Origin of the sequence: Paeniglutamicibacter kerguelensis, assembly GCF_017876535.1 — a bacterium.
In the GTDB taxonomy this organism is placed as follows: domain Bacteria; phylum Actinomycetota; class Actinomycetes; order Actinomycetales; family Micrococcaceae; genus Paeniglutamicibacter; species Paeniglutamicibacter kerguelensis.
In genome coordinates, this window is the sequence record NZ_JAGIOF010000001.1 from 986,117 (window position 1) to 1,005,794 (window position 19,678).

Consider the following 19,678-nt stretch of genomic DNA (forward strand, 5'->3'; position numbering starts at 1 on the left):
TCCTATAGATCAGCACAACATCGTCGGTGGGCGCCATGGACGCCGGAAACGGCGCGGCAACAAAACACCGATGACTCCCCAAGTTTACCAGTGGGGACCCAGCACCGTAGGGGCAATCCGGGCTCTGGTGCGAACGAGGCCCGCGCAACTAGGGTGGCACCATGGATCTGCAAAAGTTCTCCCACGCCTGTGTACGCATCCAATCCGTGGGCAGGGCCCTGGCGATCGACCCGGGCAACTTCAGCTCGGTGGCCGATGCACTGGCCGGGGTCGAAGCGGTGCTGGTGACCCACGAGCACGCCGACCACCTGGACCTGGACCCCGTGGTTGAGGCCCTGAAAACCCAAACCGGGCTGAGCCTCCACGCGCCGGAACCGGTGGCGGCGCGGGTCCTGGAGGCGGCCGTCGCGGCCGGCGTGCCAGAGGCGCAGACGCGCATCCACGCGGTGGCCGCGGGGGAGAACTTCAGCGTTGCCGGTATGGAGGTCTCGGCCCACGGCGGTGAACACGCGCTGATCCACGCGACTCTCCCGCGGGTTGCCAACCTCGGCTACTTCATCGACGGGCGGCTCTACCACCCGGGGGACAGCTACCACGTGCCCGAGGGCATCGACGTGGAGACCCTGCTCATTCCCGCCCACGCGCCGTGGGCGAAGATCGGGGAGACCATCGATTTCCTGGTCGCGGTCGGCGCAGCGCAAAACTACCCGATCCACGACGGGCTGCTCAACGCCCGCGGCCTGGCCATGATGGACGCGCACCTGACCCGGGCGGCCAACGAACACGGACTGTCCTACCGGCGGACTGCCGACGGGGAACCCGTCTCGCTGGACGGCTAGCGGGCCCGGGGCGGCACCGATGGACCGAAAGAAGCGGTGGGTCGCGGCGGCCGCGCTGGGAGGTGCGCTGCTGGTCCCCGGATGCGCCGGCCAGCCGGCGGACGCGTGCCCGGAGCTGGCCCTGCTGGAGGGGTTTCCCGTGGTGGTGGAAGCCGGGGTTGCACCGGCCGGGTTCGACTCTGTCATGGTACGGGCCTGCCAGGGCGGAACCTGCCATGCCCAGGACGTCGATCTGGTGCCCGGCAGCACCAGCGTGGATGCGGGCTGTTCCCCGGCGGTTCCGACGAGCGCGGACACCGCCTGTTCTGCCTCGGCCGTGCCCGACGGGACGTTAGTGGGCTACTGGGTCACCGGGGACTTCAACCCCGGCCCGATCGACGTCGAGGCCTCCGCTCCGGGGTTCGGCCCGGTCCGCGGCACCGTGGAAGGACGGCTGGAAAGTTCGGGCAGCGGAGCCTGCCTGCAACGGGTCTTCCAGACGCCCCTGCACATCGGCGCCGATTCGATCACATCACCGGTGAACTAGCCCCAGACGCCGGTCTCCAGCAGTCGTTCAATGCCGCAGGTATGGGACGGTGTTCGAGATTAGGTCACGAGTGCAGGAGCTTAGACGCCCGCATGTTCTGGTCGTGGGAACCAGTCCGCCGGGATGCTGGTCCGCACCGGGAAATCGACGTGGCGAACACCTAGCCGGAGGATCCAGAGGACGCGGTTGATCCAGGTTGATGCAGGCTGTTTAAGAATTTACTGCGAGTCGCTGGAGGGACGTGGGGTGTGGCAGGATTTCAGGATGGAGAACAAGACCTCACCCGTTGAGTCCGTGGACCGCGCCCTCGTGCTGATGATGGCCATGCGCGACGGCGGACCGCTCTCGGTCAAGGCGGCGGCCGAGCTCTTGGGAGTAGCACCCTCGACGGCCCACCGGCTCTTGAACTCCCTGGCATACAGGGGTTTTGCCGCGCAGAGTCACGACCGGACCTACAGGCAGGGGCCCGAGTTCTCGGGACGAAGCGCCCAACCGGTATCAACCGAACAGATTCGTCAGGTCGCTCAGGCGGCGATGCAGCAACTGCAGGCCGCGGCCGGCGAGACGGTGCAGCTCATGGTGATGTATGGAGGGCATATCCAGTTTATTGACGGCGTCGAGTCGAAACGGACCCTGCGCATCGGGAAGCTCGTGGGAAATCTGATGCCTGCCTTCGTATCGGCAGGCGGTAAGGCCATGCTGGCGAGGATGACGAATACCCAGCTCGAGGACCTATACCGCTCGGGGCTGCTGTCCTGGTCCACCAGCAAAATCACCACGCCATCACTGCTCAAGAGGCATATGACCAAGGTCCGTCGAGACGGGTTCGGCGCCAGTATTGAGGAAACGGAGCAGGGAGTGATGGGATTGGGCGTTAGTATCAACGATCCTCACGGAGTGCCTGTCGCTGCGCTGACTATCGCCACGCCGAGTGTCCGTTTTGATCGCTCGGCGGTGAATGCCAACGTCGAGGCATTGCATCGCGCGGCCGCTACCGTGACGGAAGCGCTGTACCGCTGAGCCGCGTCGACGTGGCCACGGAGATGCGCCCGGGCACTGCCGGGCGCATCTCCTGTCGTTAGGCCAGCGACAGAACCTGCGTGACGCGTTCTATGGTGTCATCGAGGTCTTGGGGGTTGACCAGGACGCCGGTGTCGATGACTGCCCTCGGGGCACCCTGAACCAGCCTCTTGAGGGGAATTTCTAGACGTTTTCCGGTGCTGGTCCGCGGGACGCTGCGCACGAACAGCACATGGTCAGGGACATGACGCGGCGAGAGTTGGGTGCGCAATGCGGAGCGGACAGAACGTTCCAGGGCCTCCGTGTCAGTAGTACGCCCTGCCACGATCAGGAGCAACAGCTGACCCATGGCGCCACCTTGCTCGAAGTGCGTCACCATTGCATCGTTGACGCCCGGATGGCCCTCGAGCATCGCGTAGAACTCGGCGGTTCCCAACCTCACGCCGCCACGGTTGAGCGTGGCGTCGGAGCGGCCGGTGATGACCCATGTGTCGCGTTCGGTGCGGACCAGCCAGTCGCCGTGTCTCCATACGTCGTCAAAGGTGTTGAAGTAGCTGGAGTGGTAACGCTCCGATTCGTGATCACCCCAGAAGAAAACCGGCATGGATGGCATTGGCAGAGTGGTCACCAATTCGCCGGGTTTCCCGCGCAGTGTGTTCCCTGCGGCGTCCCACGAGTCGACCGCGACACCGAGCGGGCGACAAGCCATTTCCCCAGCATGAACGGCACTCAACGGGCTGCCACCCACGAACGCTGCACAGATGTCGGTGCCACCGGATGTTGGCGCAAGCATGATCCCCGGGGAAATCTCGTCGTAGACCCATCCGGAGACGTCGGCAGCGAGCGGAGAGCCGGAGCATTGGATTTCCCGCAGGCGCGACAGATTCCATGTCGTGCCAGGTCGCACCCCCGCATGGGCGCAAACGGCCAGATATGCGGATCCCGTTCCCATGTAGGTGGCTTCGGTTTCCTCCATGACGGCCCATTGGGACCAGGGTCCGCTGAGGGATGGCCAGTTAGGGTCTCCGTCCTGCAGAACGACGGCCGCGCCCACCAGCAGGGACGAAACGCCCATGGTCCACACCATCCAACCGGTGGTGGAGAACCAATAGGCTGTGTCGTTTTCGGTCAGGTCGAAGTGCAGACCCATGGCCTTGTAATGCTCCAGCAGTAGCCCGCCGTGTGAGTGGACGATGGCCTTGGGTGCCCCCGTCGTGCCGGAAGAGAACAGCACCGTCAGCGGATGCTCGAACGGAACCGGCAGGGTTATCGCTTCGGCTCGCTCTGAAGTGAAGACTGCATAGGACTCCGAACGCTGTGCGGCGACCGACACATCAATACTGGTGTCGAGGTAGGGCAGAAGAACGGTGTGAGTATCTGGCAACTCGGCGCGGATAGCAGCTAGGTCTTCGAGCTTGGAGATCTGTTTGTCTCCCCATCGATACCCATCAATGGCGAGCAGCAGGCTTGGCTCCAGTTGCCGGATACGACCTAGCGCACCATCGGCACCCATTTCCGGTGGCACGCAGCACCAAATTGCACCGAGAGCCGTGACTGCAAGATAGGTGGCCAACGTCTGCGGGATATTCGGTAGGTATCCGGCAACGCGGTCCCCGGACTGGATCCCGTGGCGGATTAATCCCTGCTGTATGCGTTCTATCTCTTCGGTGAGTCGCGCACCCGTCCAATTGATGCTGCCGTTGGTCTGGCTGCGTGACTTGACCATGACTCGGTCGGGGTGGCGGGCGAGGCTGCGCAGGATGTGTTCGGTGTAATTGATGCGAGCACCTTCAAACCACACCGCACCGGGCATGCTGCGTTCTGCGAGTACCGAGGCATAGGGCGCGTGTGTGATGATTTCGAAGTGGTCCCACACCTCCGACCAAAAATCCTCAAGGTTCTCCACCGACCAGGTCCATGCCGCTTCGTAGTCGTCAAAGCGTCGACCGGTCTTGGTTTCGATCCTTTCCAAGAATCGTCCCATTTCACTCTGGGACCAAGCCTCACGTGCGGGCGCGGGCCGCAGCATGGCCCCGGGTTCTGTCATCTTCATGGTTCAGTCCTTCAAAGGTGGTTCGTGTTCTCACAGATTCCCCGGCATTTAGCCGAGGCGCTTGAGAGGCTCCGGTTTCGCGGAAGTGATGTTCGGGCATTGGCGCGACGCGGTTGGCGGCCTCAACGTCGCGGTCTCTTTGCCGGTGTTGGCGTATCGACACCGCAGCAATGAAATGCCCTCAGGAAACGGCTACGGGTGGCAAACCGCTTGTCTGCGGAGTCTGTCGCTTGAGCGAATAGCCCAACGCGATGATGGACAATGCGGATGCCGCCAGCGGGATGGTGAAAAGCTTGAAGATATTTTCTGCCTCCCAGCCGCCGGCCAAGAGGTAACCGACGGCGATGGGGGCAACGATGGAGACCAATCGCCCCAGCCCGATCATCCAGCCAACTCCAGTGGCACGGGCGCGAGCGCTATAGATGTCGGGGGAGGCGGAGTAGAAGCCGGCGATGCCAGCGTTGGTGAGGAGGCCCAACAAACCTGCCAGGACAATCGCGATGCTGATCTGGGCGAAGAACAACGAAAATACGAGATACGCCAGCGCCGCTCCGAGCAGCGAAAGCACCAACAAGGGGCGACTGCGGAATTTCGTCGCCAACGCGCTAAATACAAAGCAGCCTAGGATGCCGCCGGCATTGGCTACCATTCCCGTGGTTACGCCCAACGAGTCGTTGTTGGATGCCGAGGCCATAATCTTTGGTGTCCAAGTGTTGGCAAAGTAGTAGGCGGCAACCAGCATTCCGTACCCGGCCCAAGCATGAACGTTCGGAAGCGGATCGGGCTGGTCAGCACTTCACGGATCGCTGATTCTCCCGTGATTTCGGAACTGACCGGAGGAAGTTCACTTAGGTTTGGGCGCCGCATCTTGGAAAGAATGACGTTCACCCGTTCCAGGGCACCGACCGGTCGGCGGATTAACAGGTAGTCAAGGGATTCGGGCAGCCAGATCCAGGAAATGACAAGCATCATGATCGTCAGTCCCGCACCGATCGCGAAGATCGAGTGCCAGCCGTAGACGGGGATGAAGGGGCCAGCCACCAAACCGCCTATTGTGGCACCGATCGGATATCCGGCCGTGTAGATCCCCATGATGGAGCCTCGGCGCTTGTTTGAGGAGTATTCGGACACCAGTACGTTGAGATTGGCCATCATGCCTCCAACACCAAGGCCTGTCAGGATCCGGAACACCAGCAGTTGAGACGGATTTGCGCTGAAGACGGACGCTACCATGCCAATGCTGATGATGAGCAGTGAGATCAACGTGAGGCGACGACGACCAATCTTGTCGGCCAGCGGCGTGAGGAAGATGGATCCGGCGGCCATGCCGAATAGGCTTGCGCTGAGCAAGAATCCAAGTGCAACAGGGGCTATCCCCCACTCGCGAGAGAGTGCCGGTGCGGCGTAGGCCATTGCTGCCACATCAAAGCCGTCGATCAGAATTAGAGCCAGAGCGATGGCAACGGCCATCACCTGGAATCGGCTCATTGCCGAATTGCGTATTTGCTCGAGTGTGTCCATGGGGAGTGTCCTAGGTTTGTCCGGCGAGATATCGGACGACTTGACGACCGACGAATGTGACCCTAGCCATAGGAATTTGTTTGTTCCATGATTTTTGCCAACATTCCTTGATAAGGAATCTCAAACGCAACGCTTGGGTGCCGTCTATCTGGAGGTAGATGACATGGGTGGGTTGAAAATTCGCCAAACAAGATCAACAAACTGGTTCAGATTCCGACTGAAGGAATCTTGATCCGTGGTCGTTGAGGACCGATGGGTAGCAGCAATCGTGGACGCCAACCATGTACAAGGCGGTAGCACGTTCTTGCTGAAGTCGGGGCTTCAAAGTACAGACTCAAGGTTCTTGGGTGAGTTGTCAGGGGACAACTACCGGCTGCTCGCTGTTCGATAGCCGGAGCGCCGGCTTAGGCAGCTGTGTCGGCGTCAGCGATAGATTCCCCCGGTCACGGTTCTATCGCCACGGAATCGGGCTTCTGAGCGTCTCGCATTTGTGAGTCTTTCAGTCCCAGTCTCTTGGGCGCGCGACTCTCTTCCGACCGTGCAGGAGACTGATCTAGTGGCACCGAATTTATCGAACCCGGGTGGCTGGGAAGACCGGTGTGGGGCACAAGGATGACCCAGTCTAACGGCCAACGTGAAGCTGGCCCATGGAATCGGGCGGACGCCGATTCCATGGGCCAGTAATGATGAAATGAAGAGCGGCACCGGACGCGATGCTCCACGCTCGAACGCATTCGTGGCGAACTAGCCCCAGCTGCCGGTTTCCAGCAGGCGTTCGATCCGTCCGGCATACGGTGCCGGGTCCAGCCCCGCCCCGGCCAGCCAGGACTCGTTGTAGTAGGACGCGGCGTAGCGGTCCCCGTTGTCGCAGAGCAGCGTGACAACCGAGCCGCGCTCGCCCTTGGCGCGCATGTTGGCAATGATCTGCCAGGCCAGCCAGAGGTTGGTTCCCGTGGACGGGCCCGCGGACAGGTGCGCGAAATCCTGCAGGTGGCGCATGGCGGCCACGGAGGCGGCATCCGGCACGGTGGCGATGAAATCGATGACCGAGGGCACGAAGCTCGGTTCCGGGCGGGCCCGGCCGATGCCCTCGATGCGGCTGGCGCGTCCGGTGGCGAGTGCCGGGTCGGTTCCCTGGTCCCAGGCGTGCCACGCGGGGGAGAACGCCGAGCCCTCCGGGTCGGCGACGGCCAGCCGGGTGGTGTGGCGGTGGTAGCGCGCGTAGCGGCCGATGGTTGCCGAGGTGCCGCCGGTTCCGGCGCCCACAACGATCCACGACGGGATCGGGTGTTCCTCCATGGCCAGCTGCTCGAAGATCGATTCGGCGATGTTGTTGTTGCCGCGCCAGTCGGTCGCCCGCTCCGCATAGGTGAACTGGTCCATGTAGTGGCCATTGGTTTTGGCCGCCAGCTGCTCGGCCACCTGGTACACGCTGGACGGGTCCTTGACCAGATGGCAGGTGCCCCCGGTGGCCTCGATCAGCGCGATCTTCTCACGGCTGGTGCTTGCCGCCATGACGGCGATGAACGGCAGCCCGAGCAGCTTGGCATAGTACGCCTCGGAGACGGCGGTGGAACCGCTCGAGGCCTCCACGATCGTGGTTCCCTCGGTGATCCAGCCGTTGACCAGCCCGTACAGGAAGAGCGAGCGGGCCAGGCGGTGCTTGAGGCTGCCGGTGCGGTGCGTCGACTCGTCCTTGAGGTACAGGTCGATGCCCCATTCGCGGGGCAGCTCGAGTTTGTGCAGGTGGGTGTCGGCCGACCGCACGGATTCGGCGTCGATGGTGCGCACCGCTGCATCGACCCAGGTGCGGGAGGATGAGGGTTCGGGCAGTGAAATCAGGGGTGTTTTGTCCACGCTTCCACCCTACATACATTCGTCCGTGGCTTGGAGTGGACACGGCATCGGGCGCGGGTAGAGTCGTGGTGCCGATTGCTTTTCGAAACCGTTCAAGGAGATTGTCCATGGCACAGCATCCGCTCATCGAGGCACAGGAACTACGCGGACTGCTGGACGGGCAGCGGGACGTTGTGCTGCTTGACGTACGCTGGGCGCTGGGGGATCCGGACGGCCACGCCCACTACCTGGCAGGGCACCTGCCCGGGGCCGTGTTCGTCGACCTGGAGCACGAGCTATCGGCCTCGGCGACCCCCGAGGCCGGCCGCCACCCGTTGCCCTCGGCACAGGATTTCCAGGCATCGGCGCAACGCTGGGGCATCAACCCCGGATCCGAAGTCATCGTCTATGACGCGACGCGTGCCCTAGCTGCGGCCCGCGCCTGGTGGCTGCTGCGCCATGCGGGTTTCGAGAACGTGCGCGTGCTCAACGGCGGGCTGGATGCCTGGACCGGCGCCGGCTATCCGCTTGAACAGGGCGAGCACACAGCAACTGCAGGAACAGTGGAGCTGGACTGGGACCGGTTGCCGACCATCGACATCGACCAGGCCGAGCATTTTCCGGGCGCATTGCTCGATGCGCGCGCCTTCGAACGCTACACCGGTGCCACCGAACCCATCGACCCCCGCGCCGGCCACATTCCCGGCGCATTGAGCAATCCGACCACCGAAAACCTGGGCGTAGACGGCAGGTTCCTGTCTGCACAGAAACTCGCCGAGCGCTTCGCTGCCTTGGGAGTTCGTGTAGCGGATAGCGCTGTGAAGCCGGTGGCAGCCTATTGCGGGTCCGGAGTCACCGCGGCGCACCAGATCCTGGCCCTTGAAACCATCGGCATCAAGGCAGCCCTTTTCCCGGGCTCCTGGTCGCAATATTCATCGGATCCAGCGCGCACCGCCGCCACCGGCGAAACCCCATAGCGCACGGTGTGCAGGACCGGGGCCGGAACCGACTTAGAGCTTGCCGTTCACGGTGCATGTCCACACGTCGCCCCAAAAGTAATTCCAGCGGGTGGCGGGCGAGGAACAAATATCGTCGATCTGCCGGAGCAAGTCGCTGCTTGGCGCATTGAGCGTCGTGACGGATATCTTGGTTTCCTCGGGTCCGGCTTCGGTGCCCACGGCCGAAGTGACCTGTTGAAGTTGTCCAAGTTCGCCGGCGATGATGTCCGCCTTTTCTTCCCGGTTGGGTTGGGTGAGAAGCCCACGGGGAAGGCCGTATCGACGATGTAGCGGGCTTCCTTGGGAGTCCGCTCCAGCATGAATGCGCCGATTCCAACTACTGTTCCTACGCACAGCAAGGTCATGCCGAGTACGCCGGCAACGATTTTCGCCAAGATGGCCGGAGCCTTCATGAAGCCCAGCCTAGCTGCCCGGCGCAGATGGGGTTTGATGGTCCAACCGATACGGCGGCGTAGCGCGCTGGCACCCGCGGCCGCCAAGGAGTAAGTTCAAAGGCATGATTGGTCGCCCGGTACCCCCGCCACACAATGCCGCCCAACGCATCAACGCCCGCGCCGAGGCGCTCGCCCGGCAGGCCAAGGACGCAACGGATTCTCCGCCCCCCGGCCCGGAGAAAGTCAGGGCGATGGGCATCGTCGAAGAACACGGTCCGCTCACCGCGCTGGAAATCGAGCGACGGCAGCCCGGTGCACGCGACGTTGTCATCGAGCTGGAATACTGCGGGCTGTGCCACAGTGATGTCCACGCAGGCCGCGGCGAGTGGGGTGCCACCAGGCTGCCGTTGGTCCCCGGCCACGAAATGGTCGGCATCGTCCGCGAGGTTGGCGGGCAGGTGCGCGACCTGGCCATTGGGGCGCGTGTGGGCGTCGGCTGCCTGGTGGATTCCTGCCGCAACTGCGATGCCTGCCGCGAGGGGCTGGAACAGTTCTGCCGGAACAGCGTCGGAACCTACGGGGCCACCGACCCGAACACCGGCGAATACACGCAGGGCGGCTATTCGCAGAGCATCGTGGTGAACCGCGACTTCGTGCTGCGCATCCCCGACGCGCTGGACCCGGCCGCCGCGGCCCCGCTGCTCTGCGCAGGCATCACCAGCTACTCGCCGCTGCGCCACCACAAGGTCGGAACCGGCAGCAAGGTCGGCGTGCTGGGCCTGGGCGGGCTTGGCCACATGGCCGTCAAGCTGGCCGGGGCCATGGGCGCGAGCGTCACGGTGTTCACCCGCAGCGAGGACAAGCGCGAATCCGCGCTGGCGCTGGGTGCCGAAACCGTCGTCAACACCTCTGACGCGGAGCAGATGAAAGCCGCCGGCGACTTGCTGAACCTGGTCATCGACACGGTCTCCGCACCGCACGACATCGGCGTGTACCTTCGGACGCTCAAACGCGACGGGGCACTGGTGCAGCTCTCGCTACCTGCCGAGCCCATGCCCGCCTTCGACATCCGACCGTTTCTCTTCAAGCGCCTGAGCTACACCGGATCGCCCATCGGGTCGATCGCCGAAACACAGGAAATGCTGGACTTCTGCGCCGAGCACGGCATCGCCAGCGACATCGAACTCACCGACGCAAACCACATAAATGAGGCCTGGGACCGCATGGTCGCCTCCGACGTGAAGTACAGATTTGTCCTAGATATCGCCACACTCGGCGAGACAGCCAAGGAGGGTGCATGAGCACACTGTTCACCAAGATCATCAACGGGGAAATCCCGGGCCGCTTCGTATGGAAGGACGAGCACGCCGTTGCGTTCCTGACCATCGGGCCGATCACGCACGGCCACACCCTGGTGGTTCCGCGGGTGGAAGTCGACAAATGGACCGAGGCCCCGGCCGAGCTGATGAACCACCTCACCGACGTCGCGGGCAAGATCGGTCAGGCCCAGGTGCGCGCCTTCGGTGCCGAACGCGCCGGGCTGATGATCGCGGGCTTCGAGGTTCCGCACCTCCACCTGCATGTGTGGCCGACCAACTCGTTGGCGGACTACGACCTGGCCCGGGCGGATGCGAACCCTAACCCGGCCACGATGGATGAAAACGCCGAGAAGCTGCGCACCGCACTGCGCGAAGACGGCCACGGGGAATTCGTTCCGGCCAGCTAGCCGACGCACAAAACGATCAGGCCTCCGGCAGGATCCGAACGATCAAGCCGGAGGTTTTCTGCTGCCCGGACCCGCTTGCCGTTTGCCTGGCCAGATGGCTAGCGGTCCGAGGATTCGCCGTTGGCCGTTTCCTCGATCCAGTCCACTGCCGTATCCGAGAGGAAGAACCCCTCGGCATCGTCGGCCCCGGCCCATGAGTCACGTGCCGTGGATTTGCCCGCCACCGACATAATCCGCCCCAAGATCTCAGGCGGGACCGCATCCCCGTTGTTGTCGATCATCCATTGCCGGGTTTCGGGATCCAGCCGGGGCCACCAATCTTCAATGCGCATGCCCCCATCTTGGCATCGTCCAACCGCCATCGGAACCGGCGGGCGGAGTCCTGGTCGACACCCGCCCGCCGAGTCGACCGACATCGGGGCATCAGTTCCAGAATTCCCTGAGCTGCCCGGCAAGGGCCTTGCCTTGGTCGTAGCCCGCCCGGGCGGCTGGCGGCCGCGTGGCCAGATCCATCATGTTGCTGCCGAAAGCATCCACGGAGGCGGCATCGGGCAAGATGGTCTCGACCCTGCTTCCGCCGGCGCGGAGCTCGGCGACCTGGGTGGCAAGATCCATGCCCCAGGCCAGCGACGCCCGTGACCGGCCACCCAATGGCGAGAGCACCAACACCCGCCCGTATCCGGCGGCCAGGTCGGCGTTCTCGCTGGACCGCCGGTAGCCGCCGTCGATGTACCAGCCCCCGCCGATGCGGTAGGGAGGGGCTCCGAAGCCGAATGAGGTGCTGGCGGCGACGGCATCCACCATGTCGACCCCGCTGTCCCGGTCGAACACCACGGGGTCGCCGGTCCCGGCATCGACCGCGGTGATGAGCACGTCTTGGTGCGGCCAGTGCGGGCCGGGCAGCCGGCCGGCAACGATGGAGCGCCACCGAGATTTCCAGGATCCCTCCGGATCCGCATCCATCTCGAGTGAAGCCGCTCCCAGCCGCCGGCGCATGTCCGCCGGATCGCTGGAAGCGGCGATGATCTCGCCGGTCCGGCGCATGTTGTCGGACGCCGACGCCGGGGGAATTCGTCCATTGCCGCCGGATCCGGCCCCGCCCGTGGGTTGCGCGGGCGCAGCCGAGAGGATGTCGGCCAGCAACTGGGTCGGGCTCGCGCCGGTGATCTGGGCCGCGGCCGTCGCCCCGGCAGAGGTGCCGATGAGCAGGTCGGCAGTGGTCGCATCCAGCCCGCCCTCAAGCAGGCCTGCGATGACGCCGATCAACCAAGCATTGCCCGCCGATCCGCCGCCCCGAGGACCAGCGCCCGCCGGTCAGTGGCGTGCACCGGAGCGAGGGCGTCGAACAGCGGCTGTTCCCGGCCGGGCCCCGTCAGTCCGGGGGGGTGCCCCTATCTTTTTCGCAAGCCCCTTTCGGGGGTTTTGCCGAAAATCCTTGGGCGACGTTTCCGGGCAGGCTTCGCGGTCCGGTTCAGCCGGCGTGAATCGGATGACGTGCCCTTTGCGGGGTTCGGTGCTCAGGCGACGGCGGCCTCCGGCGCCTCATAGACGGTGCCGTCGCGCAGCATCGCGAACAGGACGTTGCACCGGCGGCGGGCCAACGCGATCACGGCCTGGTTGTGTTTCTTTCCCTCGGCGCGCTTCTTCTCGTAATAGGTCCGGGACGTGTGGTCCTTGCATTTGAGCGAGGCGAACGCGGAAAGGAAGAAGGCCCGTTTGAGGGTCTTGTTGCCCTTGCGGGAGGAATGGTCCCCGCGGATGGAGGTCCCGGATCTCCACGTCACCGGCGCCAGCCCGGCGTAGGAGGCCAGATGGCCTGGTGTGGCGAATTCCTTGCCGACGACCTCGGTGAGGATCCTGGCTTGGGTGCGGATCCCGAACCCTGGCATGGAATCAAGGATGAGGTGCAGCGGGTGGGCCCGGACGATTTCCTCGACCCGGCCCAGGACCGCGGCGCGGGCTGCCCGGGTTTGGGCGAGCATGCGGGCGAGTTCGGGAAGGACGATTCCTGCCGCGTCGGTGCCTGAAACGACGACGCTTTGGGCTGCCAGCGCCGCGCTGATGTCCCTGGCCCAGCCCTTCCACGCCCGCGGTGCGTGCTTGCGCAGCAGGGCACCGATCCGGGCTTCCCCGGCCCGGCGCAGGGCGGCCGGCGTGGGGTATTTGGCCATCAGCTCGGCCATGGCCACGTGGTCCAGGTGCTTGCCGATCACGCGTTCCAGGGCCGGGTGGACCTGGGTGAGCAGCCCGCGGATCCGGTTGGAGGTCGCGGTGGCCGCCTTGGCCAGGTCGTCGTCGAATCCGCAGAGCATGGCCAGCTCCGCCACCTGAGCCTCCGGGACCTCGACGGTGCGCAGGGCGTGCGGCATGGTGCGTGCCGCGTTGGCGATGATGAACGCGTCCCGGGCGTCGGTCTTGGCTTCGCCCGGGTGCAGCTCGGCGATCCTGCGCATTGCCAGCCCGGGCAGGTATGCCACCGGAATGCCTTGGGCCTGGGCGACGGCGACGGGCAGGGCGCCGATGGTGGCCGGCTGGTCCACGACGAAGAGCAATCGCCCGTGCTTGGACAGGGATTTGATCAGGGCGTTGAGCTTGGCTTCGTCCTGCGGCAGGGCCTTGTCCAGCAGCTTCTTGCCCGCCCGGTTCAGGGCCACCGCGTGGTGGTTGGACTTGCCGACATCGACGCCGATGAACACGTCGATGGTTTCATGGTCCTTGATCACTGCGCACCTCATTCGTGGGGCCACCGGTGGGCGGCATCGGATGAAACGGTGCTGGCTTGTCCTGCGGCTCCACGGCTCGGCATCCACGTTACGACCGACAATTGGACGGGTGCTGTCCTGTCCCGATCCGGCCCCTATTTGCGATATCCCCGGTGCCTCCCGGTCCCGGTGACAGCACCCCCGGATCATGGATGACAGGGGGAGTGAATCATGCCGGGACCGACAGGCCAGCAACCCCAATCCTTGCCCATGGGGCTCGGTTAAGGGATTACAAAAAAGGTAACGGGGGGGCGTGGTCGAGGTGATGTGCAGGGTTGAAAAAGGTGATGAGTTCATGGGAGTCGCCTTTCGCGAATTGCCTGGCGGGCGCTCCCGGTCGCGGCTAGACCCGTCGCGCGATCGTGGACTGCGGGGGAGCGCCCATTATGGACACTGCGTTCATGGGTCTCACCTCCTGCCGATTGATCACGATCACCGGAAACCTAGCACGCCGGCGAAGTCGTGCGCAACGGGCATCTTGCCGGTCGTCGCCGACCTCGCTGCAGACCGCCGGTTCCGGGATCCGAGATGGGCCAGCCAGCGCCAAGCGCCGTCGCAGGGGATTCCGCGGGGCGGTGTGGAATGACCTGATGCGGGATTCAACCCACCGCGACGAGAACCGCCAGAATGCTCAAGGCCAGCGACACGGTTGTCATTTTCCTCTAAGTCGACTGCACAGTCAGAAGTCGACTGCACAAGCTCGAGGCCTGAACCGTTCGAAAAGGCACCGTACCCAGAGGGTGACCCATTGGTTGTGAATCGCAACGGTAAATGGTTCTGGCACGAATTTCGTGAACCGGGGACCGGTATCCGCGGTCCGGCGCCGGCGACGGCGGCCGTGCGCCCGCCGCGACAGCACCCCGCGGTTCGGTCACGGGAACCCCAGCCACTGTCAGGCCAAGCGAGGCATGGGCCGTCTTTCTATACTTCTTGCCCGCGGGGTGGTATGAACCAGACGAAACCAGACCAGCAGCCAGCGACACGGCGCCGCAGACCTGGAACAACCAACCGGAGACTATCCCGACCCAGGTGGAGATGCGTTCGGCAACTCTTCCAATCTTTGCCCATCCCAGAAACCGGTGACTTCGTTTTTGTTGATGGGGTCTTGGGGGGCGTAGGTGATGTTGCCGCCGTGACGGGGTCGCGGGTAGTGAAGAGCCCGGCGAGGATGTTGTAGAGGCGGGCTCCCATGAGGATGCGTTGTCCGGACGATGCCGTGGTGCGTGCGACCATATTGGGTGTGAATGACATGGGCATGGCGCAGGCCGAGCGGGAAGACATCGAGGACCTTCTGTCGACCTTCACGCCCGAGCAGTGGGACGAGGCCTCGCTGTGCGGGGGCTGGCGCGTGCGCGACGTGGTCGCCCCATATGGTGTCCTACGACGGCCTCGACCGCACCGGTCTCCTGCGCCGGTTCGCCAAGGGCCTCCTGATCCGGGCCAATCAGGTCGGGGTCGACGAGACGGCGCACCTGACGATCGACGGACTGCTCGACGTCGTCCGGGTCCACCTGCGGCCGTGTGGACTGACGGCCGGATTCGGTGGCCTGGTCGGGCTCGTCGACGCCACGATCCACCACCAGGACATCCGCCGTCCGCTCGGGCTCCCGCGGCAGATTCCGGCGGACCGGCTGGCACGCGTGCTCACGGCCGTGACGACTAATCCCCGCCTCGAGGTCTGGCGGCGGATCCGAGGCGTACGGCTCGTCGCGACGGACCTCGACTGGTCCCACGGAAAGTGGCCCGAGGTCCGCGGCACGGGCGAGTCGCTGCTCATGGCCATGATCGAATCGAACATGCTCGCTGTCGAATGCCACCTGCATCGCAAGCACGTCCCGCCGTGGTGCTACATCTCCATCCGGGACCCTGACCAGATCGGCAAGGAGCTCGCTCCGGGGGAGGGGGCCATCGCCGTACTGGACGCCCTCAACACCAGCTACCCCGGTTTCCTCCTCACCGACGACGTGGGCGACGTCGAGACCGGTACCTGCGGGTGCGGGAGAACCGGCCAGGTCATCAACTTCCGCGGTCGGGGGCCGGGTGGCGGGCTTGGCCATTGCCCCGTCAGCATCGAGCGCTACCTCGGTTCGGGCACCACCGCCCACGATGAGGCGGCGGCCCTCGTGAAGGCCTGAGTTCGCGGCGCCTCAGCCGGCGCCCTCCTCCGTTGCCGCGCCCATGGCCAGGCCGCCCTCGATGCTGCCGAGCGAAACCGTCGCGCTCATGAGCGTTTCGGTCATCTGCTCCAGCATGGCCATGTCGACGTTCTCGATGGTGTCGCAGGCCTGGTGGTAGCACTCGTCGTACTGCTCCCCGGCCTGCCCGCCGAAGGTGCGCGCCTCGGCCTCGCTCTTGGTCCCCGCGTCGCCGGTGAACAGGCCCCCGGTCGGGATGCCGCCCTTCACGAACGCGTCGTAGTCCGAATCCTCGATGAACCCGAACGGCAGCGCCTGGACCCCCTCGGCCCGCAGGATGTCCTGGAACACCCGTTCGATGGCGCCAGACCCCTCGGGCCCGGCCTCCTCGCTGTCCGAGCCGTCGCCGTCGTACACGAAGACCACCGCGTTCGGCGAGCCCACCACGTCGACGTTCAAGTACGCGACGTGCGCGGCGGTTTCCTCGCGGGAGAGTTGCTCGACGTAGTATTCCGAGCCGTGCATTCCGTCCTCCTCGCCACCCCAGAACGCGAACCGGATCCGCTCCCGCGACACGGCGCCCTCCTCCGCGAGCCGCAGCGCGACCTCGAGCACCGCGGCGACCCCGCTGCCGTTGTCGTTGAGCCCGGGTCCCTCCTCGACCGAGTCCAGGTGCGCGCCGAGTACCAGCACGCTGCCGGAGCTACTGCCGGTGTCGGCCAGGATGTTGAACGCGTCCACGGGGTTGCGCCGGCCGTAGCTGAACTCCTGACGCCGCGGCTCGTACCCCGCCGCACGCAACTGCTCCTCGACGTACGCCGCGGACGCCTCGTAGCCCTTGGTGGCGTCGGCCCGGTTCCCACCAGTCGCGTCCGCCGCATCCTGGAACGCCTCCAGATGCCGGGTCAGCGCACTGGGCTCCACCACTTCCTGCACGAAAGAAGGGGCCGGCGGGGCCTCCACCCTCACAGGCGGCCGTGGCTCGCCCGAACATGCGGCAACGCCGCCAGCCAGTGCCGCGCACAGCGCAACGGTCCACAGCCGGGTGCGGCGATGAGGATGGTTGTGGAAACGCTGCGGAACGGATTCTGCATGTCGCATGTGATCTCCCCCAAGTCTGCGTCTTCGACGCTCATGGACACATTCTAGGGCGGGAGGGCTAGCCCCCTACATAGCACCTGCCTGTGCCTTTGCTGTGAGCGGCTGGCCGGTGGCTGACCCTTGGGCGAGGTGTGCCCGCGGTGACGATTGTAGCCGTGCAGCCAGGCGCCGATCGCTGCGACGCGTTCGACCTCTGACCCGAATCCGCGAGTAGTGGCTTTTGGGGCTGGATTTTCCGTGGGGGCCTGAATTTCGGTGGATTCTTGGGTCCGGGCCATGACGATGGCCCGGTTCCCGTGCCGGGTGGGCGGAGGTTCCATGGCCTCGGGTGGTCTTTCTCTTGGTGTGTGGAACAAGAGGAATCCGTGCGTCAGCCGGGGGACGGGGACGGCAGTTCTTGTAGGGGTGGGACCCAAGTAAGCCAGAAACCTGCCACGCTCCATGGCGGGGAATGCATGGTTCTAGATTCGGGACAGACGGATGAGCGGTACGGAAATTCACGCTAAGCGGTTCAGCCCTGACCAGACCGTCCTTGCTCTGAACATAACCATCCCGTAAGGGGAACCTTCCATCGGGATGGTGAAAGAACGAGGCTTCATCCCCTCGAAAAATCCCCTGAGTATTCTGGTTGTGAATACGTGGGATACTAATCGGTCGCTGGAAGGGTGCATGAACGTGTGGAAGTGGACGGTAATGACGCCCGTTCAGGCATTGCGTTGGATGATTCCTGGCGGGCTGGCGTCACTGACCTTGTTCGGGCTCTTGGCCTTCAATACGCATCCACTGATGATCCTGGTAGTTACGATCGTCGGCCTATTGCTTTCCCTGGTCGTGTTTGTTTGGGGGACCACCAAATTTCGCAGCTACTACGAGATTCAACGCACTCGAAGCGATTATTGGACAATGCTCTACGCGACCCTGATTCAGATAGCGGCAGTTGCTGTCTCGGCATTCTTGTATGTTCAATTACTCGGCGCAGCTGAACGCATGAATGCCTAGCATCAGGCCCTTGTATTGTCATTTTCCTCTAATTCTTCTTCATTGGTTTTCCCGGAAAATGACAACAGGAGTCATGGCCAGTCGTTCGCGGCTGCTTTTCGAGAAGAGGTTCTGCACGATGCTCAGTACCAGGAAAGCGGTGCTGGCCCTCATGGCTGCGGTGCTGAAGCCGGTCCCCGGGAACGAATGAATGATGCCGGCTCGGTCTAACGCCACCATGGCGAACAAGGCATAGATCAAGATCGCCAGGGCGCTGCCAACGCGCGTTCGAGAGGGGAGTACTTGGTGCCGGCCGCCCCAGGCGAAAGACCCCCCACGGTGCGCCAAGTACAAGCATGAGTTGTAACAGCGCCAAGAGGCCGAGCAGTCCGAGGAACAGCATCAGGGGAAGGATCATCATGCTCCGAAGACGCATGGAAAGCTACCGACGTCCCGTGTTCATGGTGCCCGCGCCTGATTGAGGTGCACAGCGGTGCAGTCCGAGTTAAGGAACCATTCCACGGGGTTGCCTGCACCCCAAGCAAATGGGCCATGCTCGGCCGAACGTGCAACCTGCCTGACCTTGCGGACCCGGCACTACGCATTGATCACAATGCCGCACCCAAATGCCAACATAGGATCCGACAGGGCAGGCAGTTAGCCGTGATCCACCAGAAACCCGGCAGCATGAAAGTTCGTGGCTAGCTCTTCGTGCCTCTCATCAATTGCGGAACTTGAGCTCAACTTCAATGTCAGAATCAATGCCCTGGACGATGTTCTTGTAGTAGACGGACGTCTGATCTTTCAAATCCGCTTCATTGGAATCAATGTACTGGTCTTTGGCCTCGTCGCTGAGGATGTTGTTGACCATTTCGACAGCGTCAATTTCTGGCGTAATCCAACTCAGAACACCATTGTTCTCGGTGACCAACCGAAAAGTCTCATCGTCGTGGCCGATGAAGATGAACTTTGGAAAGGAAATAAGAATCTTGTCTCCAGACGACTCGTACTTCACGTCCTTGCCATCGAAGCCGAGTTTCGCCTTGAAGCCATACTGAATTAACGAGACTCTCGAACTTCCGGGAACTTCGATTCCGAAGAAATTGCTTTGACCGTTCTTTTCAGAAATGCCCTGGATGCCCAAACTCAGCAGTACGACCTGCTCCTCGCGGGTAAGGGAGTCGATGACTTGTGAATTGCGGCTTTCGGAATTGTTGCTAAAGGGAAGGAAATTGAGCATGCCCTGCGGTGCCCTCAGTGCGCCAACCGCAGCCAGCCCGAAAACCACAGCTATGCAGAGACCGGTAAGCAGAGCACGCCACAAAGGCACTTCTTTTCTAAAGAAACTCATTGATATTTCCAAACCTTCATTCGGCTGTTTTGCTTGTTGCAACGGTCCATCGTAATACTCGCCTGAGGCTGTGACAGCGAGGAAACATGCAATGTTGCCTTCTCGTGGTCATGCGCGATTCCATCGACCACGGCAAGGTCGAACACAACCACGTGAGCCACGGCATCATCGACAACGGTTCGGGCCACTGTTCCAGGGGCGCAACCGCGGGTCCGCCAAGCCAACGATGTTGGGATCCTTCAGGCCATCAGTTGCGCAGCTCTTCATGGTCACGTTCACATGAAGCTTGGAAGATGACAGGTGGGTCACGCGCAGGGCGTCTGCAAAGTCGCCAAGCAGCCTCGAGTCTTAAGATGTGAGACGAACCCGATGACCCCTTTTAATGAGTAGGAACCCCTGTTAAGCATGTGAATATCAGCCCACATGTTTTACAGGAG

The 19,678-nt window shown here is 63.5% G+C and carries 20 protein-coding genes; 9 read left to right on the top strand and 11 right to left on the bottom strand.

Features of this window, described 5'->3' with window-relative positions; translation table 11 throughout:
- Positions 1-161: 161 nt before the first annotated feature.
- From JOF47_RS04435 to JOF47_RS04445, 3 genes are all read left to right on the top strand, one after another.
- Entirely contained in the window at positions 162-839 is a 678-nt protein-coding gene (locus JOF47_RS04435; RefSeq protein ID WP_209996207.1) for an MBL fold metallo-hydrolase, read from the top strand.
- Between the two features lie 19 nt (positions 840-858).
- Complete coding sequence (locus JOF47_RS04440) at positions 859-1,365, top strand: hypothetical protein (protein ID WP_209996208.1); 507 nt, start codon at positions 859-861, stop codon at positions 1,363-1,365.
- 264 nt (positions 1,366-1,629) lie between these two features.
- Positions 1,630-2,385: an IclR family transcriptional regulator gene (locus JOF47_RS04445; RefSeq protein ID WP_209996209.1), complete on the top strand. Its 756-nt coding sequence runs from the start codon at positions 1,630-1,632 to the stop codon at positions 2,383-2,385.
- Positions 2,386-2,443: 58 nt separating this feature from the next.
- On the opposite strand, the gene JOF47_RS04450 is transcribed toward JOF47_RS04445, so the two are convergent.
- The 4 genes from JOF47_RS04450 to JOF47_RS04460 all read right to left on the bottom strand — a co-directional run bounded on the left by JOF47_RS04450 (position 2,444) and on the right by JOF47_RS04460 (position 7,816).
- Positions 2,444-4,438, bottom strand: coding sequence for an acetoacetate--CoA ligase (locus JOF47_RS04450; RefSeq protein WP_209996210.1), 1,995 nt, complete (start codon positions 4,436-4,438; stop codon positions 2,444-2,446).
- Positions 4,439-4,619: 181 nt separating this feature from the next.
- On the bottom strand, positions 4,620-5,180 hold the full coding sequence (locus JOF47_RS21755; RefSeq protein ID WP_342592709.1) for an MFS transporter: 561 nt from the start codon (positions 5,178-5,180) through the stop codon (positions 4,620-4,622).
- A complete protein-coding gene (locus JOF47_RS21760; RefSeq protein WP_245356248.1) occupies positions 5,096-5,959 on the bottom strand; it encodes an MFS transporter in 864 nt (287 codons plus the stop codon). The genes JOF47_RS21755 and JOF47_RS21760 overlap by 85 nt, the downstream gene beginning before the upstream one ends.
- A gap of 744 nt (positions 5,960-6,703) precedes the next feature.
- On the bottom strand, positions 6,704-7,816 hold the full coding sequence (locus JOF47_RS04460) for a PLP-dependent cysteine synthase family protein (RefSeq protein WP_377738202.1): 1,113 nt from the start codon (positions 7,814-7,816) through the stop codon (positions 6,704-6,706).
- A 107-nt stretch (positions 7,817-7,923) separates the two neighbouring features.
- Here JOF47_RS04460 and JOF47_RS04465 point away from each other — a divergent pair, with 107 nt between their 5' ends.
- Positions 7,924-8,772 carry a sulfurtransferase gene (locus JOF47_RS04465; protein WP_209996212.1) on the top strand — a complete coding sequence of 283 codons (849 nt, stop codon included), beginning with the start codon at positions 7,924-7,926 and terminating at the stop codon, positions 8,770-8,772.
- Positions 8,773-8,805: 33 nt separating this feature from the next.
- Here the strand turns inward: JOF47_RS04465 and JOF47_RS04470 are convergent, their stop codons facing one another.
- Positions 8,806-8,973 (bottom strand): hypothetical protein, encoded by a 168-nt coding sequence (locus JOF47_RS04470; protein WP_209996214.1) that lies wholly within the window; start codon positions 8,971-8,973, stop codon positions 8,806-8,808.
- 337 nt (positions 8,974-9,310) lie between these two features.
- Here JOF47_RS04470 and JOF47_RS04475 point away from each other — a divergent pair, with 337 nt between their 5' ends.
- Together JOF47_RS04475 and JOF47_RS04480 are read left to right on the top strand one after the other, a co-directional pair.
- On the top strand, positions 9,311-10,489 hold the full coding sequence (locus JOF47_RS04475) for an NAD(P)-dependent alcohol dehydrogenase (RefSeq protein ID WP_209996215.1): 1,179 nt from the start codon (positions 9,311-9,313) through the stop codon (positions 10,487-10,489).
- Positions 10,486-10,914: an HIT family protein gene (locus JOF47_RS04480; protein ID WP_209996217.1), complete on the top strand. Its 429-nt coding sequence runs from the start codon at positions 10,486-10,488 to the stop codon at positions 10,912-10,914. The genes JOF47_RS04475 and JOF47_RS04480 overlap by 4 nt, the downstream gene beginning before the upstream one ends.
- Before the next feature lie 98 nt (positions 10,915-11,012).
- On the opposite strand, the gene JOF47_RS04485 is transcribed toward JOF47_RS04480, so the two are convergent.
- The 3 genes from JOF47_RS04485 to JOF47_RS04495 all read right to left on the bottom strand — a co-directional run bounded on the left by JOF47_RS04485 (position 11,013) and on the right by JOF47_RS04495 (position 13,637).
- Positions 11,013-11,246, bottom strand: coding sequence for a hypothetical protein (locus JOF47_RS04485; protein WP_209996219.1), 234 nt, complete (start codon positions 11,244-11,246; stop codon positions 11,013-11,015).
- Between the two features lie 91 nt (positions 11,247-11,337).
- Positions 11,338-12,180, bottom strand: a complete 843-nt coding sequence (locus tag JOF47_RS04490) for a patatin-like phospholipase family protein (RefSeq protein ID WP_209996221.1) — start codon at positions 12,178-12,180, stop codon at positions 11,338-11,340.
- Between the two features lie 251 nt (positions 12,181-12,431).
- Complete coding sequence (locus tag JOF47_RS04495; protein WP_342592710.1) at positions 12,432-13,637, bottom strand: IS110 family RNA-guided transposase; 1,206 nt, start codon at positions 13,635-13,637, stop codon at positions 12,432-12,434.
- A 1,294-nt stretch (positions 13,638-14,931) separates the two neighbouring features.
- On the opposite strand from JOF47_RS04495, the gene JOF47_RS22455 reads away from it, so the two are divergent.
- The gene (locus tag JOF47_RS22455) at positions 14,932-15,339 is read left to right on the top strand and encodes a maleylpyruvate isomerase N-terminal domain-containing protein (protein WP_425354918.1); all 408 of its coding nucleotides are present in this window, start codon (positions 14,932-14,934) and stop codon (positions 15,337-15,339) included.
- A 133-nt stretch (positions 15,340-15,472) separates the two neighbouring features.
- Complete coding sequence (locus JOF47_RS22460) at positions 15,473-15,811, top strand: LuxE/PaaK family acyltransferase (protein ID WP_425354919.1); 339 nt, start codon at positions 15,473-15,475, stop codon at positions 15,809-15,811.
- Positions 15,812-15,823: 12 nt separating this feature from the next.
- Here the strand turns inward: JOF47_RS22460 and JOF47_RS04510 are convergent, their stop codons facing one another.
- Together JOF47_RS04510 and JOF47_RS21770 are read right to left on the bottom strand one after the other, a co-directional pair.
- Positions 15,824-16,747 carry a M20/M25/M40 family metallo-hydrolase gene (locus JOF47_RS04510; RefSeq protein WP_342592711.1) on the bottom strand — a complete coding sequence of 308 codons (924 nt, stop codon included), beginning with the start codon at positions 16,745-16,747 and terminating at the stop codon, positions 15,824-15,826.
- 29 nt (positions 16,748-16,776) lie between these two features.
- Positions 16,777-16,947: a hypothetical protein gene (locus tag JOF47_RS21770; RefSeq protein WP_245357013.1), complete on the bottom strand. Its 171-nt coding sequence runs from the start codon at positions 16,945-16,947 to the stop codon at positions 16,777-16,779.
- 634 nt (positions 16,948-17,581) lie between these two features.
- Here JOF47_RS21770 and JOF47_RS04515 point away from each other — a divergent pair.
- Positions 17,582-17,911 carry a hypothetical protein gene (locus JOF47_RS04515; protein WP_209996227.1) on the top strand — a complete coding sequence of 110 codons (330 nt, stop codon included), beginning with the start codon at positions 17,582-17,584 and terminating at the stop codon, positions 17,909-17,911.
- Positions 17,912-18,611: 700 nt separating this feature from the next.
- Here JOF47_RS04515 and JOF47_RS04520 read toward each other — a convergent pair.
- The gene (locus JOF47_RS04520) at positions 18,612-19,283 is read right to left on the bottom strand and encodes a hypothetical protein (RefSeq protein ID WP_209996228.1); all 672 of its coding nucleotides are present in this window, start codon (positions 19,281-19,283) and stop codon (positions 18,612-18,614) included.
- Positions 19,284-19,678: the final 395 nt, after the last annotated feature.

Excerpts from the sequence above, each read along its gene's own strand:
- JOF47_RS04435 (WP_209996207.1), top strand. The coding sequence starts at position 162 with ATGGATCTGCAAAAGTTCTCCCACGCCTGTGTACGCATCCAATCCGTG.
- JOF47_RS04440 (WP_209996208.1), top strand. The coding sequence starts at position 859 with ATGGACCGAAAGAAGCGGTGGGTCGCGGCGGCCGCGCTGGGAGGTGCG.
- JOF47_RS04445 (WP_209996209.1), top strand. The coding sequence starts at position 1,630 with ATGGAGAACAAGACCTCACCCGTTGAGTCCGTGGACCGCGCCCTCGTG.
- JOF47_RS04450 (WP_209996210.1), bottom strand. The coding sequence starts at position 4,438 with ATGAAGATGACAGAACCCGGGGCCATGCTGCGGCCCGCGCCCGCACGT.
- JOF47_RS21755 (WP_342592709.1), bottom strand. The coding sequence starts at position 5,180 with ATGCTGGTTGCCGCCTACTACTTTGCCAACACTTGGACACCAAAGATT.
- JOF47_RS21760 (WP_245356248.1), bottom strand. The coding sequence starts at position 5,959 with ATGGACACACTCGAGCAAATACGCAATTCGGCAATGAGCCGATTCCAG.
- JOF47_RS04465 (WP_209996212.1), top strand. The coding sequence starts at position 7,924 with ATGGCACAGCATCCGCTCATCGAGGCACAGGAACTACGCGGACTGCTG.
- JOF47_RS04475 (WP_209996215.1), top strand. The coding sequence starts at position 9,311 with ATGATTGGTCGCCCGGTACCCCCGCCACACAATGCCGCCCAACGCATC.
- JOF47_RS04480 (WP_209996217.1), top strand. The coding sequence starts at position 10,486 with ATGAGCACACTGTTCACCAAGATCATCAACGGGGAAATCCCGGGCCGC.
- JOF47_RS04485 (WP_209996219.1), bottom strand. The coding sequence starts at position 11,246 with ATGCGCATTGAAGATTGGTGGCCCCGGCTGGATCCCGAAACCCGGCAA.
- JOF47_RS22455 (WP_425354918.1), top strand. The coding sequence starts at position 14,932 with ATGGCGCAGGCCGAGCGGGAAGACATCGAGGACCTTCTGTCGACCTTC.
- JOF47_RS22460 (WP_425354919.1), top strand. The coding sequence starts at position 15,473 with ATGCTCGCTGTCGAATGCCACCTGCATCGCAAGCACGTCCCGCCGTGG.
- JOF47_RS21770 (WP_245357013.1), bottom strand. The coding sequence starts at position 16,947 with ATGAGCGTCGAAGACGCAGACTTGGGGGAGATCACATGCGACATGCAG.
- JOF47_RS04515 (WP_209996227.1), top strand. The coding sequence starts at position 17,582 with ATGAACGTGTGGAAGTGGACGGTAATGACGCCCGTTCAGGCATTGCGT.